A 13,656-nucleotide genomic window follows, 5' to 3' on the forward strand; every position below is an offset into this window, starting at 1 on the left:
GCTCGACGAATGCGATTGAGAGCGTGAACGCCCGCATCCGCAAGGCTGTTCGGGCCCGCGGTCACTTCCCCTCGGAAGCCGCCGCGTTGAAGTGCGTCTACATGGCGCTGATGAGCCTGGACCCGACCGGGAAGGGACGACGCCGCTGGACGATGCGCTGGAAAGCACCACTGAACGCGTTCCAGATCGCCTTCGAGGGCCGACTCACCCCCACCAGCCACTGACCCTCAACAACCAAGATCAGCCGTTGATTGGACAGACCCCCTCCTGGTCCGCTGCAACAACCGCCGCGCGACCCGCTGCGAAGCCTGTGCCGAGGTCTACCGCCGCGACACCTTCCACCTGATCACTTCCGGCCTGCGCGGCGGCAAGGGCGTCCCGGAACGCATTGCCGCGCACCCCCGGGTCTTCGCCACCTTCACCGCCCCGAGCTTCGGCCCTGTCCACAACCGCCCCACCGGCCAGGCCGGTTCGGTCCGCCGTTGCCGCTGCGGCGTCCACCACGATCAGGACGAAGCCGCACTCGGTACCCCGCTCGACCCGGACACCTACGACTACGAGGCCGCCGTCCTCTGGAACGCCCACGCCGGTCCGCTCTGGCGGCGCTTCTCCACCTACCTGCGCCGCGAGGTCGCCAAGCGCGCCGGACTCTCACAGCGCGCGTTCCGCCAGCACGCCCGGGTCTCCTTCGCCAAGGTCGCCGAGTACCAGAAGCGCGGAGCCGTCCACTTCCACGCCGTCATCCGCATCGACGGCCCCGAAGGCGGCGACACCCCGCCTCCGGCCTGGGCAACCGCCGAACTGCTCACCGACGCCATCGGCGCCGCCGCCGCTCACGTCTGCGTGGACGGCCCGGTCATCGACGGCCGCTCGCACTCCTTCGCCTTCGGCCGTCAGCTCGACGTCCGCACGATCCGTTCCGCCGACTTCGACGGCGGCCAGGAGCTGACCGAGCGGGCCGTCGCCTCGTACATCGCCAAGTACGCCACCAAGGGCGCCGAGACCGCGACGGGAGCTCTCGACCGCCCGCTGAAGTTCCTCGCCGAACTCGCCCAACTCGACGTCAGCGACCACGCCCGCCGGCTGATCCGAACGGCCTGGACGCTCGGGGCCCGCAAGGAGCTGGAAGAACTCCGGCTCCGGGCCTGGGCCCACATACTCGGCTTCCGCGGCCACTTCTCCACCAAGTCCCGCCGCTACTCCACCACCCTCGGCGCCCTCCGCACCGCCCGCGCCGAGTGGCGCCGCGCCCAAGCCGCAGCAGCCATCGAGGGCGAGACGGACACGACCCTCATCGTCGCGCATTGGGTCTTCGCCGGAACCGGCCTGTCCTCCGCCGAAGCCTGGCTCACCGCATCCCTCGAACCCGCCCCCGGAACAGAAGGAGAACCAACCCATGGCTGAGCGGCGCCTGACCGTGGCGCAGGTTCCCGACGAGCCGCGGCCCCTTCCACGGCGGTACCTCACGCCTCTGGATGTCGCCGAACTCCTGGGCGTGCCGATCGAGACGGTCTACCAGTGGCGCCGGAAGCGCACCGGTCCCCGCGGCTTCCGGGTCGGCCGGCACCTGCGCTACGACCCCGATGACGTCCGGGTGTGGGTCGAGTCCCTGATGGAAGGGGCTGCCGCCTGATGGCCGGACACATCCAAGACCGCTGGTACAAGAGCGAGACGGGTCCGGACGGCAAGGTCCACAAGGTCAAGAGCGAGCGTTACGGCTCTGGACTTCGCTACCGGGCGCGCTACGTCGGTCCGGACGGTACGGAGAAGGCCAAGAGCTTTCCCGACCGGCAGAAGCGGCTTGCCGACCAGTGGCTCGCCCACATCGAGGCGGACATGGCACGCGGGCAGTACATCGACCCGCGCGCGGCCCGGATCACCTTCCAGCAGTACACCGAACGCTGGGTGGGGACCCAGGGTGCTGACCCGAACACCCAGGCTTCGATGGAGTCGCAGCTTCGGCTCCATGCGTTCCCGTACCTGGGTACGCGCCCTCTTGGGTCCTTCCAACCCGCCCACATCCGTGACTGGGTGCGGCAGCTTCAGGAGAACGGCATCCGGGGCTCGTATGCCCGGACGATCTACTCCAACGTGCGTGCCGCGTTGAGCGCGGCCGTGGATGACGGGCATCTCCCCCGTAACCCGTGCGCGGCTCGCTCGGTCCGGCCGCCGACCGTCGACACCAAGCGCGTCATGCCGTGGACGCCGGAACGGGTCTTCGCCGTACGCGCGGCCATGCCCGAGCGCTTCCGGGCGATGGTCGATCTGGGCGGTGGGTGTGGGCTCCGCCAGGGCGAGATTCTGGGCGTGGCTGTAGACGCGATCGACTTCGAGTCGGACACGCTTCACGTGGTCCAGCAGCTCAAGCTGAGCCGCAGCAAGGCCGTGTTCGCCCCGCCGAAGGGCGGCAAGCTGCGGGACGTCCCGCTCCCCGGGCCGGTCGCTGACGCCCTCCGGGCGCACATGAAGGAGTTCCCGCCGGTCGAGATCACGTTGCCGTGGAAGGTCGCGGACGGTCCCCCGGTGACCAAGCGGCTGATCTTCACCGGCCCGCGTGGGGGTCATGTCTGGCGCACGTCGCTCAACGAGGAGGCGTGGAAGCGGGCGCTGGCCGGCGCCGGGGTGATCCCGGCCCCCGAGCGTGGCCAGCCGCACGCCGAGTCCCGCGAGAACGGCATGCACGCGCTCCGACACTTCTACGCGTCGGTGCTCCTGGACGCCGGGGAGAACATCAAGGCCCTCGCCGAGTACCTCGGCCACTCGGATCCAGGGCTGACGCTGCGGGTGTACGCGCACCTCATGCCGTCCAGCCAGGAGCGTACCCGGAAGGCGATCGCGGGCACCTACGAGACGAGCAATGCGCTCGCAGATCAGATAAAGAATCCGTAATGCCGAACCAGTAATCCCTAACCCGTAATCCCTAACCCGTAATACCGAACAAGCAATGCCTCTGAGACGAAACCGTAAAGCCGATCGGCGCCGCTCAGCGACTAACCAGATCCCCGCCTCTCACCAGGAGCAGGGCCCCGGGCAGCGCGCAACAACGGTGGCGACGCCCCTGGAGAGGGAGGCGACAGGAGCGGCGGGGAGTCACGAGACGGCTCCTGAAAAGAGTGGAAAGTTTGGGAAGTTTTCCAAGGTTTTCGGAGCGCTCCGGCTGTCCACGTCCGTGGACAATCCGTCCATCAAAACGGACAAGGTGGCGCCTAGCTGGACGTTTGATTCACACGTGACGACTATGGGAAAGTTTCCGCAGCATGCGAATGCCGCCCGGTCCGGGGCGGCATTCGCTTCCATTTCTGCGCTCGGAAACCCTAGCCAGGAACCGATCACACATGGAGGCCCTATGGTCCCACGCAACGGCGTCACCGTCGACATCCATCCTCGCGATCTGCCGATGGCGCTCGTCGGCACGGCTGGCGGCACCCTCGCTCTCTGGGCTCACGCCCCCGTCGGAGTCGCCATCCCCACGGCCCTGCTGATCGCCCTCGACATCCGCATCCGCCGCTCGCGCCGACGCATCTGACGGCCCGACCAAGCACCTGACGGCCCACAGACGGCCCAGCCCCACCAAAAAGCCCCCGACCTGCCAAGAAATAGCAGGTCGGGGGCTTGCTGGTGGTGCGTTACTTCTTCTTGCCCTGGTTCTTGACCGCCTCGATCGCCGCCGCGGCCGCCTCCGGGTCGAGGTACTTGCCGCCGGGGGTGACCGGCTTGAAGTCGGCGTCCAGCTCGTAGTAGAGGGGGATGCCGGTCGGGATGTTCAGGCCCGCGATGTCGGCGTCCGAGATGCCGTCCAGGTGCTTGACCAGCGCGCGCAGGCTGTTGCCGTGGGCGGCGACGAGGACCGTGCGGCCGGTCAGGAGGTCGGGGACGATGCCGTCGTACCAGTACGGGAGCATGCGGATGACGACGTCCTTGAGGCACTCCGTGCGCGGGCGAAGCTCCGGCGGGATCGTGGCGTAGCGGGGGTCGTTCGCCTGGGAGAACTCGGAGTCGTCCGGGAGCGGGGGCGGCGGGGTGTCGTACGAGCGGCGCCAGAGCATGAACTGCTCCTCGCCGAACTCGGCCAGCGTCGCCGCCTTGTCCTTGCCCTGCAGGGCGCCGTAGTGGCGCTCGTTCAGGCGCCAGCTGCGGTGGACCGGGATCCAGTGGCGGTCGGCGGCCTCGAGGGCCAGCTGCGCGGTGCGGATCGCGCGCTTCTGGAGGGACGTGTGGACCACGTCGGGGAGCAGGCCGGCGTCCTTGAGCAGCTCACCGCCGCGGACCGCCTCCTTCTCGCCCTTCTCGTTCAGGTTGACGTCCACCCAGCCGGTGAACAGGTTCTTCGCGTTCCACTCGCTCTCGCCGTGGCGGAGGAGGATCAGCTTGTACGGTGCGTCGGCCATGCCTCAGAGCGTAATCCACGCATTCGGCCCCCCGAGCGCCCTGCCCAGCAGCCGGACAGTTGACGGCATCCGTTAATTGAGTGGCCATGGCCCACCCCGCGCTTGTAAGTTGCGCATGCCGCTTGAGCCGCTTACGTCACCGTGCATCCGTGGGGGTCCTGCCATGTCCGTCGCCCGTCTCAGACGTGCCGCCCGGGAGACCGTCTCCGGGCTCCCCCGCGAGTTCTGGTGGCTGTGGACCAGCACCCTCGTCAACCGGCTGGGTGCCTTCGTCGCCACCTTCATGGCGCTGTACCTCACCCTCGACCGCGGCTACTCGGCCTCGTACGCGGGCCTCGTCGCCTCCCTGCACGGGCTCGGCGGAGTGGTCTCCTCGCTGGGGGGCGGGGTGATGGCCGACCGGCTCGGCAGGCGGCCCACCCTGCTGATCGCGCAGACCGCCACCGCCGGCTCCGTCGCGCTGCTCGGCTTCATGCACGACCCGGTCGCCATCGCCGCCGTCGCCTTCCTCGTCGGCATGGCCTCCAATGCCTCCCGGCCCGCCGTGCAGGCGATGATGGCCGACATCGTCCGGCCTCAGGACCGGGTGCGGGCCTTCTCGCTCAACTACTGGGCCATCAACCTCGGCTTCGCCGTCTCCTCCATGGGCGCCGGATTCATCGCCGAGTTCAGCTATCGCGCCGGGTTCCTGATCGAGGCCGCGATGACCCTGGCCTGCGCGGTCGTGGTCTTCCTCAAGCTGTCCGAGTCGCGGCCCACGCCCACGGCCAAGCACGCGGAGGGCGACGTCGGACTCGGTACGGTGCTGCGCGACGGGCGGTACATGGCCGTCGTCGGGCTGTCCTTCCTCGTCGCCCTCGTCTTCCAGCAGGGCTCGGTCGGACTGCCGGTGGCCATGGGCCGCGCCGGGTTCTCGCCCGCCGACTACGGCCTGGCCATCGCCGTGAACGGCATCCTGATCGTCGCCCTGCAGATCCCCGTCACCCGCTTCATCGAGCATCGCGATCCGCGCAGGCTGCTGGTCCTGTCGTCCCTCCTCGCGGGGTACGGCTTCGGGCTCACCGCCTTCGCCGGCTCGGTCGGCGTCTTCACGCTCACCGTGTGCGTGTGGACGCTCGCCGAGATCGTCAACGCGCCGACACAGACCGGGCTCGTCGTCCGGCTGTCTCCCGTCCACGGGCGCGGGCGCTACCAGGGCATGTACACCCTGTCGTGGTCCGTGGCCGCCCTGGTCGCCCCGCTGATGTCCGGCGCCGTCATCGACCGGTTCGGGGCGCGGTGGCTGTGGGCGATGTGCGCGGTCGTGGGGACAGTGGCCGGGCTCGGGTACGGCGTGCTCATGCGGCGGCTTCCGCAGGAGCCGACGACGGCCGCGCCGGTTGCGGCCGAGACCGGCGCCGAGCCCGAGGTCCGGACGGCCTGACGAGCACCGTGAGCGGGCAGCGGGCGGGCCCGTCGTGCGGGGCCGACACGTCCGTGAACCAGACAGCGGACGGCCCCGTCGTGCGGGGCCGACACCGGCCACGGGGGGATTCGTCCGCACCGGGGCGGACGACGGCCGGCGGGTCTGCCGGATCCTGCGCGGCCGCCCCTCGGGGCACCTGTGGTGGACCCGGACCGAGCTGCCGGACGCGCCGCTCGAGCCGTGCCCCCTCTCCGAAGGCTGTGCGGCCACCGGGACCGGCCGCCAGGCAGGCTCACGGATGCATCCGCGCCCCCTTCAGCACCTTGTCCACCCCGTTGCGCGGTCCGTACACCGCCAGCCCCACCAGGTCCAGCTCCGCCGTCGGTACGGCCCGGACCGCCGCACGGTTGTCGCGGTCGTTGCCCGTGGTGAACAGGTCGGCGGTGAAGACAGCGCGGGGCAGGGCGCGGCTCAACGCCTTGCCGTGGGCCGCCTTCAGGGTCTCCTTCGTCCCCTCGAGGACCAGGACCGGCTGGCGGAACATCGGCAGGTGGGCGACGCCGTCCGCGTCCTCGTACGGGTCGCCGATCACCTCGGGTACCTGGCTGCCCAGGCCGCTGACCAGGAACGCCGTCGCATTCAGGCGCTGCCAGGGCTCCAGGTCCTCGCGGAGCAGTACGGCGATCTTGGTGTCGAAACGGATCAGCTCGGTGTTCATGGGGTGAGACTGCCGACCGTCGTACGGCCCCGTCTTGTACGTTTTTTGCGTGGCCGCCGTTGCTCAGCCGGAAGTCTCCGCCTGGCGCCCGCCCATCCCGGGCGTCGTGGAGGTCTTCCACGCCCATTTCACCGAGTACGCCTATCCGATGCACGTCCACGACGCCTGGACCCTGCTCATCGTCGACGACGGGGCCGTACGGTACGACCTGGACCGGCATGCGCACGGGACCCCGCACGACACCGTCTCGCTGCTTCCGCCGCACGTTCCGCACAACGGCTCCCCCGCCACCGCGCACGGTTTCCGCAAGCGGGTCCTCTATCTCGACAGCAGCCACCTCGGGGACGAGCTGATCGGTCCGGCCGTCGACGGGCCCGACCTCAGGGATCCCGTGCTGCGGCTGCGGGTCGGGCAGTTGCACGGCGCGCTCGGGCAGCCCGGTGACGAGCTGGAGGCGGAGAGCAGGCTGGCCCTCGTCGGGGAACGGTTGCGGGAGCATCTGCGGCGGCGCGCCGCCGACACCCGCCGTCCCGGCCCGGCCCTCGCCCGTTCGCTGCGCGAGCTGCTCGACGAGCACGTCACCGAGGGGCTCGCCCTCGCGGAGGCCGCGCGGGTGCTGCACGCCCATCCCGCCCATCTGGTACGGGCGTTCAGCACCGCTTACGGCATCGCCCCGCACCAGTACCTGATGTCCCGCCGCGTCGGCCGCGCCCGCCGGCTGCTGCTGGACGGGCTGGCGCCGGGTGAGGTGGCGGCGGCGGCCGGGTTCTGCGACCAGTCCCATCTGACGCGGCACTTCAAGAAGCTGGTGGGGGTCACTCCGGGGCGCTATCGGCTCAGTGCGCGCTGAGCGTCGTGGAGGTTGCGCGGGCGCACGACATCCGTGGTGCCGTACAGCTCCAGGCGGGAGTGCAGGTCGCCGGTGAAGTCGGGGACGTCGATCTGGTCGAACTCCCGTACCTCGTCGAGGCCGACCGTCGCCGAGTACGGCGCCAGGCCGTCGATCTTCATCAGGCCCGCGCGGCCGTTGGTGACCCTGATGTTCCAGTGGGTGAAGCGTGCGCCGAAGAGCGGGCCGGCGCCGGCGTCTCCGCCGTGGCGCCCGTCGTTGTTCACGGTGATGTCGGTGCGCACGTTGGCGAAGGGCAGGCCGCGGTGCGAGTCGAAGGTGCCCATCCGCATCTCGCCGCGTGACCAGACGTTGTGGGAGGACAGGCCCTCCACGTTGATGCCGTGCAGCTGGGTGCCGGGGGGCGCCGGGACCGTGCGCTGCTCGATCGTGAAGTCCTCGATCAGGTTGTCGTGGGAGCCCTCGCGGCAGAAGTACGGGTGGTGGGAGCCGCGGCCGGCGACGCGGGTGCGGCGCAGGGTGCAGGCGGAGGCGGCGACCAGGCCGAAGCCGTTGTCGACGTGCCGGACCGTGACGTCGTCCACCCAGCAGTCGTAGGCGCACTGGAGGACGACCCCGTTGTAGCCCTTGTCGAGGAGGTGCGGGGACTGCGGGGTCTGCACCGCCTCCAGGGTCAGGCCCTCGACACCCGAGCCGGTCAACTCCTCGACGTGCGTGGTCAGTCGCGGGTCCCACTCCGGGCGTATGTCGAGCGGGAGCGGGCGTTCGAGGGTGACGCGGTGGCCGCGGACACGGGTGATGCGGACGGGCCATTCGTAGGGGACGTACGAGGTCAGCTTGGTCTTGTCGTCCCAGTAGTACGACGCCGGGCCGGGGCCGCCGCCCGCCATGTGCTGCAGAAGGGTGTGGGCCGGGTCGTCGGCGAGGCGGAGCAGGACCAGCCGGCCGGGTTCCAGGCGGTCCGCGTCGGTCACGGTCACCGTCCAGGAGCCCTGGCGGGCCGGCTCGACCGTCGTGAGGGTCGTCCACTCGTCCCGCCTGTTGCCGGTCCAGCCCTCGAAGGGCCAGGCGCTGGACCGGATCGCCGCCACCAAGGAGTCCCAACGGGCCCTCGGCGCGAGCCAGATCAGGCCTCCGGCCCATGACCAGGACGACTTGTCGCCGCCGTAACGGGAGCCGTAGACGCCGATCAGCTCGGTGAGGTTCTTCGTGGCGTACAGGGTGGTACGGCCGCTGCCGGCGCCGCGCAGGACGACGCCGGAGTCGGCGATGCGGATCACGTCGTCGATGCGGAAGGTGCCGGGCGGGATGGTGACCGTGCCACCGCCGGCCCTTCCGGCGGCGGCGATGGCACGGTTGATCGCGGAGGCGCAGTCCGTGGTGCCGTCGGGTACGGCGCCGAAGTCGGTGACGTCGACGAGGGTGCGGGGGCGCTCGAAGCGGCGGGATCCGGCGCGGTGGCCCGCCCGGCCGACGTACGGCACCTGCGGGTGGGTGAACGGGGTGCGGGTGAACTCCCGCCACAGGGAAGGGACTTCGATCGGCTCCGCAGCCGCCGTCCCGGTTGCCGCGGCCAGGGCCACGGCGGTGGCGCCGGCGAGGAGTGTCCGTCTGCTGACGTGCCCGTGGTTCATGTCCAGCCACTCCTTCATATTCATGCATATGAACGTTGTTCAGGAGTACGTCGGCGGTGAGCATGCCACGGCGCCCCGGGGCGGGGAAGAGGTCGCGAAGGAGAAGCCCGGTACGGTGGGGCGGTCAGTCGGTCGGGCGCTCGATCAGATGCTTGAACGCGTCCAGGTTCCGCGTCGACTCGCCGCGGGACACCCGCCACGCGTGCTCCTTGCGGATCGCGGAGGCGAAGCCCAGCTCCAGCAGCGTGTTGAAGGCGCCGTCCGCCGCCTCCAGCACCTGGCCGAGCAGACGGTCGGTCTCCTCGGCGGTGACGGCGGCGAGGGGCAGGCGGGCGGTGACGTAGATGTCACCGAGGTGGTCGACGGCGTAACTCACGCCGAACAGCTTGAGATTGCGCTCCAGCAGCCAGCGGTGGACGCCCGCCTCGTTCTCGTCGGGGTGGCGGATGACGAAGGCGTTCAGGGAGAGGGTGTGGCGGCCCACGAGGAGGGAGACCGTCGTGGTGAGCTTGCGGGTGCCGGGAAGCTTGACGACGTAGTTCCCGCGCTCCGGGCTCTCCCACTCCAGTTCGGTGTCCTTCAGCACGCCCTCGATGACCTGTGCGGCCTTCTCCACATCACCCATGCTGGGAGCGTACGCGACGGCGGTGGGACTGGGTCGCGGCCGTGTACACGTCCGCCGTGGCGGCCGCCGCGGTGTCCCAGCCGAAGGACTGCGCGTGCCGGGCGGCGGCCGCGCCCATGCCCGCCGACAGGGACGGCTCGTCGGCGAAACGGCGCAGCACGCCCGCGTACTCGACCGGGTTGTGGCCGCCTACGAGGAAGCCGGTGACGCCGTCGCGCACGGCCACCGGAAGGCCGCCGACCGCGGCCGCGAGCACCGGTGTACCGGTCGCCTGTGCCTCTATCGCGACCAGGCCGAAGGACTCGCTGTAGGACGGCATGACGAGCACGGAGGCCGCCCGGAACCAGTCCGCCAGCTGCTCCTGGCCGACCGGCGGGCAGAACCGTACGACGTCGGCGACACCGAGCCGGGCGGCGAGCTTCTGCAGGCCCTCGGGCTTGGCGAGGCCGCTGCCGCTGGGCCCGCCGACGACGGGCACGACGATCCGGGAGCGCAGCTCCGGGCGCTCGTCCAGCAGGACGGCGACCGCCCGGAGCAGGATGTCGGGGGCCTTCAGGGGCTGTATGCGGCCCGCGAAGACCGGGACCAAGGCGTCCTGGGGCAGGTCGAGGCGGGCCCGGGCGGCGGCGCGGCCGTCGGCGGGGCGGAAGCGGTCGAGGTTCACGCCCGGGTGGACCACGGCGACCTTGGCGGGGTCGGCCGCGTAGTGCCGGACGAGTTCGTCGGCTTCCTCGGCGGTGTTGGCGATGAGCCGGTCGGCGGCGGCGACGATCTGGGTCTCGCCGATGACCCGGGCGGCGGGCTCGGGGGTGTCGCCGTCGGCCAGGTTGGCGTTCTTCACCTTGGCCATGGTGTGCATGGCGTGCACCAGCGGGACGCCCCAGCGCTGGGCGGCGAGCCAGCCGACGTGGCCGGAGAGCCAGTAGTGGGAATGGACGAGGTCGTAGTAGCCCGGGCGGTGGCCGGCCCAGGCCTGCATCACGCCGTGCGTGAAGGCGCACAGCTGTGCGGGCAGGTCCTCCTTGGCCAGGCCTTCGTAGGGGCCGGCGTCGACGTGCCGGACGAGGACACCGGGGGCGAGCTGCACGGTGGGCTGGAGGCCGCCGGCCGTGGCCCGGGTGAAGATCTCGACCTCGATGTTGATCGCGGCCAGCCGCTGGGCGAGCTCCACGATGTAGACGTTCATGCCGCCGGCGTCGCCGGTGCCGGGCTGGTGCAGCGGCGAGGTGTGCACGGAGAGCATGGCCACGCGGCGGGGCCTGCGGTGCAGCCTGAGCCGCGGGGGGGCCGCCGGAGAGCGACGCCCGAGCCTGCTGACGTACTGGCTCACGTGCCGTTCCTCCTCGCTGCGGGCATGCCTGTCGGAGGACCGACCGCGCCCTCCAAGGGGGTGCAACAGCGGGGCGTTCGACTCCATTTCCCGATCAAGCGGCTTTACCGAACCATTACCCACTATCGCTCAATCGTTCGAGCACGGGTAGGTGGCCGGACAAGTGCCCCCCTACCCTCGTACGTATGACAGCCCGCGCGACGACCCGCCCCGTGGGAACGGTGACGCGCGGGACGACCAACCCCAACCGGCTGCGCCGCATGGACCGCTGGATCGCGGCCACGCACGGCGCCGAGCTGCGGCGTGCCGAGAATCCGGTGGCGGTGGACCTCGGATACGGGGCGGCGCCGTGGACCGCCGTCGAACTGCTCGGCCGGCTGCGGACCGTCGCGCCCCGCGCCCGCGTGGTCGGCGTCGAGATCGAGCCGGAGCGGGTCGCGGCGGCCAGGCCGTACGAGCGCGCGGGGCTGGCCTTCCGGCACGGCGGCTTCGAGATCCCGGTACCCGGGCGGCCCGCACTCGTCCGGGCCGCCAACGTGCTGCGCCAGTACGACGAGGACCAGGTCGCCGCCGTGTGGGAGCGGCTGTGCGCACGGCTCGCACCGGCGGGCGGCGGCTCGCGCGGCGGGCTGCTGGTCGAGGGCACCTGCGACGAGATCGGGCGTCGGCACGTGTGGGTGGCGCTCGGCCCGGAGGGGCCCCGGACGGTGACCTTCGCGACCCGGCTGGGCTCCCTGGAGCGCCCCTCGGACCTCGCCGAGCGGCTGCCGAAGGCGCTGATCCACCGCAATGTGCCCGGCGAGCCGGTCCACGCCTTCCTGCGCGACTTCGACCGCGCCTGGGCGGCCGCCGCACCCTACGCCTCCTACGGCGCCCGTCAGCGCTGGATCCGCACGGTCCGGGCCCTGCGGACCGACTGGCCGGTGACGGACTCGCCGACGCGCTGGCGCCAGGGGGAAATGACCGTGTCGTGGGGCGCGTTGGCACCGCGCACCCACTGAGGGGCTCAGGGCGTTTCCTGCGGATCGGATCGCGCCGGACCCGCGCCACCGGCGCGCTCCGGGGGGCCATGCCGGGGCCGGACGCCGGGAACGATCTCTGTGCGTCGTTCGTCACATCGGCGAGGAGATCGTCGTAACCGGCGGGGACCGGGGGGAGATGGGCGCAGAGGGCAGGGGGAAGCGTCCGTGCGGGGCGGGGAGGCAGACGGGGCGGGCGGGGAAGGAGCCCGGTGAGGACCGGGCGAAAATCCGACTTCCGACGACCTCTGTCGCTTTGCGCGTGTCCGTGGCACGATCCCTCAGGCCACCGTAAGTTACTGACGGTAAATCAGCTTGGGAGAGAGTATGGGTACGGGCAAGCGCGGCCTGCTCACGGCAGCCGTCACCGTGGTCTGCGCGGTGACCGTGCTGGCGGCGCCCGGCACGGCGTTCGCCGCCCCGAAACCCACACCCGGCACGAGCGCGACACCGAGCGCGACGCCGACTCCCCCGCCGAGCAAGGACCTTGAGAAGGTCCGCGAGAAGCTCGACCGGCTCTACCACGACGCCGCCGTGGCCACCGACTCCTACAACGCGGCCGAGGAGCGGACGAAGGAGCAGTCCGCCCGGATCGTCGCGCTGGCGAAGAAGATCGTCGCGGGACAGCGGAAGCTGGAGAAGCTGAAGGACCAGGCGGGCGCGGCGGCCCGGGCCCAGTACCGCTCCGGCGGACTGCCGCCCACGGCCCAGTTCCTGCTCAGCGACGACCCGCAGCAGTTCATCGACGGGGCCGGCACGGTCCTCAACGGCCAGCGGGCGACCACCAAGCTGATCGCCGAAATGACCCGCACCCAGAAGGAGTTGCAGGGGTACGCCGACGACGCCTCCGCGCAGTGGGAGAAGCTCGACGCCAACCGCAGGGCCAAGGCCGCCGCACAGAAGAAGATCAAGCAGCAGATCGCGGAGGCCGAGGAGCTCGAGTCCCGGCTGGAGAAGAAGGAGAAGGAGCGGCTCGCCGCGCTGGAACAGGAGGCCGCCCACAAGGCGCAGACCCGGTGGCTGGACACCGGCATCCTCAAGGAGATCGACAGCAAGGCCTCCCAGCAGGGCAGGAAGGCGGTCGAGTTCGCCACGGCCCAGCTGGGCAAGCCCTACGTGTGGGGCGCCGAGGGCCCCGACTCCTACGACTGCTCGGGCCTGACCTCCCACGCCTGGGCCGACGCCGGCCACCCCATCCCGCGCACCTCGCAGGAGCAGTGGAAGCAGCTCGAGCACGTCGACATCAAGGACATGCGTCCCGGCGACCTCATCATCTACTTCGACGACGCCAGCCATGTCGCGATGTACGTCGGCGACGGCGCGATCATCCACGCCCCGCGGCCGGGACGGACGGTGACGGTCGCGGGCGCGGGCTCGATGCCGATCCTGGGGGTCGTACGGCCGGACGCGTGAGCCAGGTCATGTGACGGCCCCCACGTGTCGTGGCTTTCGCTGCCGTGTGACCCACCGCACGCCCAACCCCCGTGCACACCGGGGTGGTACGTGAGCTTCGTCATCCCCGCTTCCTGGGCGACCTGTCCAACTGCGGTACATATCGCGGCATATGACAGCGTCCTGCACCGGAGCGGCGCGGCTCACACCATTCCATCGGGGTGGGCAGTACCGCTATGGTCACCCGTCGGTGGGTCGAGGTCCCTCGCCCCACCATGCCCTCGGGGGGAGGGAA

Annotated in this window: 13 protein-coding genes and 1 pseudogene; 9 read left to right on the plus strand and 5 right to left on the minus strand. The window is 70.9% G+C overall.

The features are described 5' to 3' along the window. The 5 genes and pseudogenes from ACFZDC_RS36485 to ACFZDC_RS36505 all read left to right on the plus strand — a co-directional run. The coding region (locus ACFZDC_RS36485; RefSeq protein ID WP_391330665.1) for a transposase at window positions 1–224 on the plus strand (224 nt) is incomplete at its 5' end. A 40-nt stretch (window positions 225–264) separates the two neighbouring features. Then, window positions 265–1,404, plus strand: a pseudogene (locus ACFZDC_RS36490) (replication initiator); the annotation flags it as partial. Continuing rightward, window positions 1,397–1,633, plus strand: a complete 237-nt coding sequence (locus ACFZDC_RS36495) for a helix-turn-helix domain-containing protein (protein ID WP_391330666.1) — start codon at window positions 1,397–1,399, stop codon at window positions 1,631–1,633. The pseudogene ACFZDC_RS36490 and the gene ACFZDC_RS36495, both read left to right, overlap by 8 nt. Beyond that, complete coding sequence (locus ACFZDC_RS36500; protein WP_391330668.1) at window positions 1,633–2,889, plus strand: tyrosine-type recombinase/integrase; 1,257 nt, start codon at window positions 1,633–1,635, stop codon at window positions 2,887–2,889. Before ACFZDC_RS36495 ends, ACFZDC_RS36500 begins: the two co-directional genes overlap by 1 nt. 457 nt (window positions 2,890–3,346) lie before the next feature. Continuing rightward, the gene (locus tag ACFZDC_RS36505; protein WP_391330670.1) at window positions 3,347–3,526 is read left to right on the plus strand and encodes a hypothetical protein; all 180 of its coding nucleotides are present in this window, start codon (window positions 3,347–3,349) and stop codon (window positions 3,524–3,526) included. Between the two features lie 100 nt (window positions 3,527–3,626). On the opposite strand, the gene ACFZDC_RS36510 is transcribed toward ACFZDC_RS36505, so the two are convergent. Then, on the minus strand, window positions 3,627–4,388 hold the full coding sequence (locus ACFZDC_RS36510; protein WP_391330671.1) for a phosphoglyceromutase: 762 nt from the start codon (window positions 4,386–4,388) through the stop codon (window positions 3,627–3,629). A 163-nt stretch (window positions 4,389–4,551) separates the two neighbouring features. Here ACFZDC_RS36510 and ACFZDC_RS36515 point away from each other — a divergent pair, with 163 nt between their 5' ends. After that, a complete protein-coding gene (locus ACFZDC_RS36515) occupies window positions 4,552–5,811 on the plus strand; it encodes an MFS transporter (RefSeq protein WP_391330672.1) in 1,260 nt (419 codons plus the stop codon). 274 nt (window positions 5,812–6,085) lie between these two features. On the opposite strand, the gene ACFZDC_RS36520 is transcribed toward ACFZDC_RS36515, so the two are convergent. Further along, window positions 6,086–6,511 (minus strand): DUF2000 family protein, encoded by a 426-nt coding sequence (locus ACFZDC_RS36520; protein WP_391330673.1) that lies wholly within the window; start codon window positions 6,509–6,511, stop codon window positions 6,086–6,088. Between the two features lie 49 nt (window positions 6,512–6,560). On the opposite strand from ACFZDC_RS36520, the gene ACFZDC_RS36525 reads away from it, so the two are divergent. After that, window positions 6,561–7,361, plus strand: coding sequence for an AraC family ligand binding domain-containing protein (locus ACFZDC_RS36525; RefSeq protein WP_391330675.1), 801 nt, complete (start codon window positions 6,561–6,563; stop codon window positions 7,359–7,361). On the opposite strand, the gene ACFZDC_RS36530 is transcribed toward ACFZDC_RS36525, so the two are convergent. The 3 genes from ACFZDC_RS36530 to mshA all read right to left on the minus strand — a co-directional run bounded on the left by ACFZDC_RS36530 (window position 7,340) and on the right by mshA (window position 10,950). After that, entirely contained in the window at window positions 7,340–9,019 is a 1,680-nt protein-coding gene (locus ACFZDC_RS36530) for a glycosyl hydrolase family 28-related protein (RefSeq protein WP_391330677.1), read from the minus strand. The two genes, ACFZDC_RS36525 and ACFZDC_RS36530, sit on opposite strands and share 22 nt — an antisense overlap. 100 nt (window positions 9,020–9,119) lie before the next feature. Beyond that, the gene (locus ACFZDC_RS36535) at window positions 9,120–9,620 is read right to left on the minus strand and encodes a YbjN domain-containing protein (protein WP_391330679.1); all 501 of its coding nucleotides are present in this window, start codon (window positions 9,618–9,620) and stop codon (window positions 9,120–9,122) included. Continuing rightward, window positions 9,613–10,950 carry a D-inositol-3-phosphate glycosyltransferase gene (gene mshA, locus ACFZDC_RS36540; protein ID WP_391330680.1) on the minus strand — a complete coding sequence of 446 codons (1,338 nt, stop codon included), beginning with the start codon at window positions 10,948–10,950 and terminating at the stop codon, window positions 9,613–9,615. The genes ACFZDC_RS36535 and mshA overlap by 8 nt, the downstream gene beginning before the upstream one ends. Window positions 10,951–11,135: 185 nt before the next feature. Between mshA and ACFZDC_RS36545 the strand changes: the two genes are divergently transcribed. Then, window positions 11,136–11,951 carry a class I SAM-dependent methyltransferase gene (locus ACFZDC_RS36545; protein ID WP_391330682.1) on the plus strand — a complete coding sequence of 272 codons (816 nt, stop codon included), beginning with the start codon at window positions 11,136–11,138 and terminating at the stop codon, window positions 11,949–11,951. Window positions 11,952–12,296: 345 nt separating this feature from the next. After that, complete coding sequence (locus ACFZDC_RS36550; RefSeq protein WP_391330684.1) at window positions 12,297–13,382, plus strand: NlpC/P60 family protein; 1,086 nt, start codon at window positions 12,297–12,299, stop codon at window positions 13,380–13,382. Window positions 13,383–13,656 lie beyond the last annotated feature (274 nt).

The sequence above is a fragment of the Streptomyces sp. NPDC007905 genome (assembly GCF_042959345.1).
Taxonomy (GTDB): domain Bacteria; phylum Actinomycetota; class Actinomycetes; order Streptomycetales; family Streptomycetaceae; genus Streptomyces.

Bases quoted from the DNA above. Each gene is read 5' to 3' on its own strand.
- ACFZDC_RS36530 (WP_391330677.1), bottom strand. From the start codon at position 9,019: ATGAATATGAAGGAGTGGCTGGACATGAACCACGGGCACGTCAGCAGA.
- ACFZDC_RS36515 (WP_391330672.1), top strand. From the start codon at position 4,552: ATGTCCGTCGCCCGTCTCAGACGTGCCGCCCGGGAGACCGTCTCCGGG.
- ACFZDC_RS36495 (WP_391330666.1), top strand. From the start codon at position 1,397: ATGGCTGAGCGGCGCCTGACCGTGGCGCAGGTTCCCGACGAGCCGCGG.
- ACFZDC_RS36505 (WP_391330670.1), top strand. From the start codon at position 3,347: ATGGTCCCACGCAACGGCGTCACCGTCGACATCCATCCTCGCGATCTG.
- ACFZDC_RS36550 (WP_391330684.1), top strand. From the start codon at position 12,297: ATGGGTACGGGCAAGCGCGGCCTGCTCACGGCAGCCGTCACCGTGGTC.
- ACFZDC_RS36510 (WP_391330671.1), bottom strand. From the start codon at position 4,388: ATGGCCGACGCACCGTACAAGCTGATCCTCCTCCGCCACGGCGAGAGC.
- ACFZDC_RS36535 (WP_391330679.1), bottom strand. From the start codon at position 9,620: ATGGGTGATGTGGAGAAGGCCGCACAGGTCATCGAGGGCGTGCTGAAG.
- ACFZDC_RS36520 (WP_391330673.1), bottom strand. From the start codon at position 6,511: ATGAACACCGAGCTGATCCGTTTCGACACCAAGATCGCCGTACTGCTC.
- ACFZDC_RS36545 (WP_391330682.1), top strand. From the start codon at position 11,136: ATGACAGCCCGCGCGACGACCCGCCCCGTGGGAACGGTGACGCGCGGG.
- ACFZDC_RS36500 (WP_391330668.1), top strand. From the start codon at position 1,633: ATGGCCGGACACATCCAAGACCGCTGGTACAAGAGCGAGACGGGTCCG.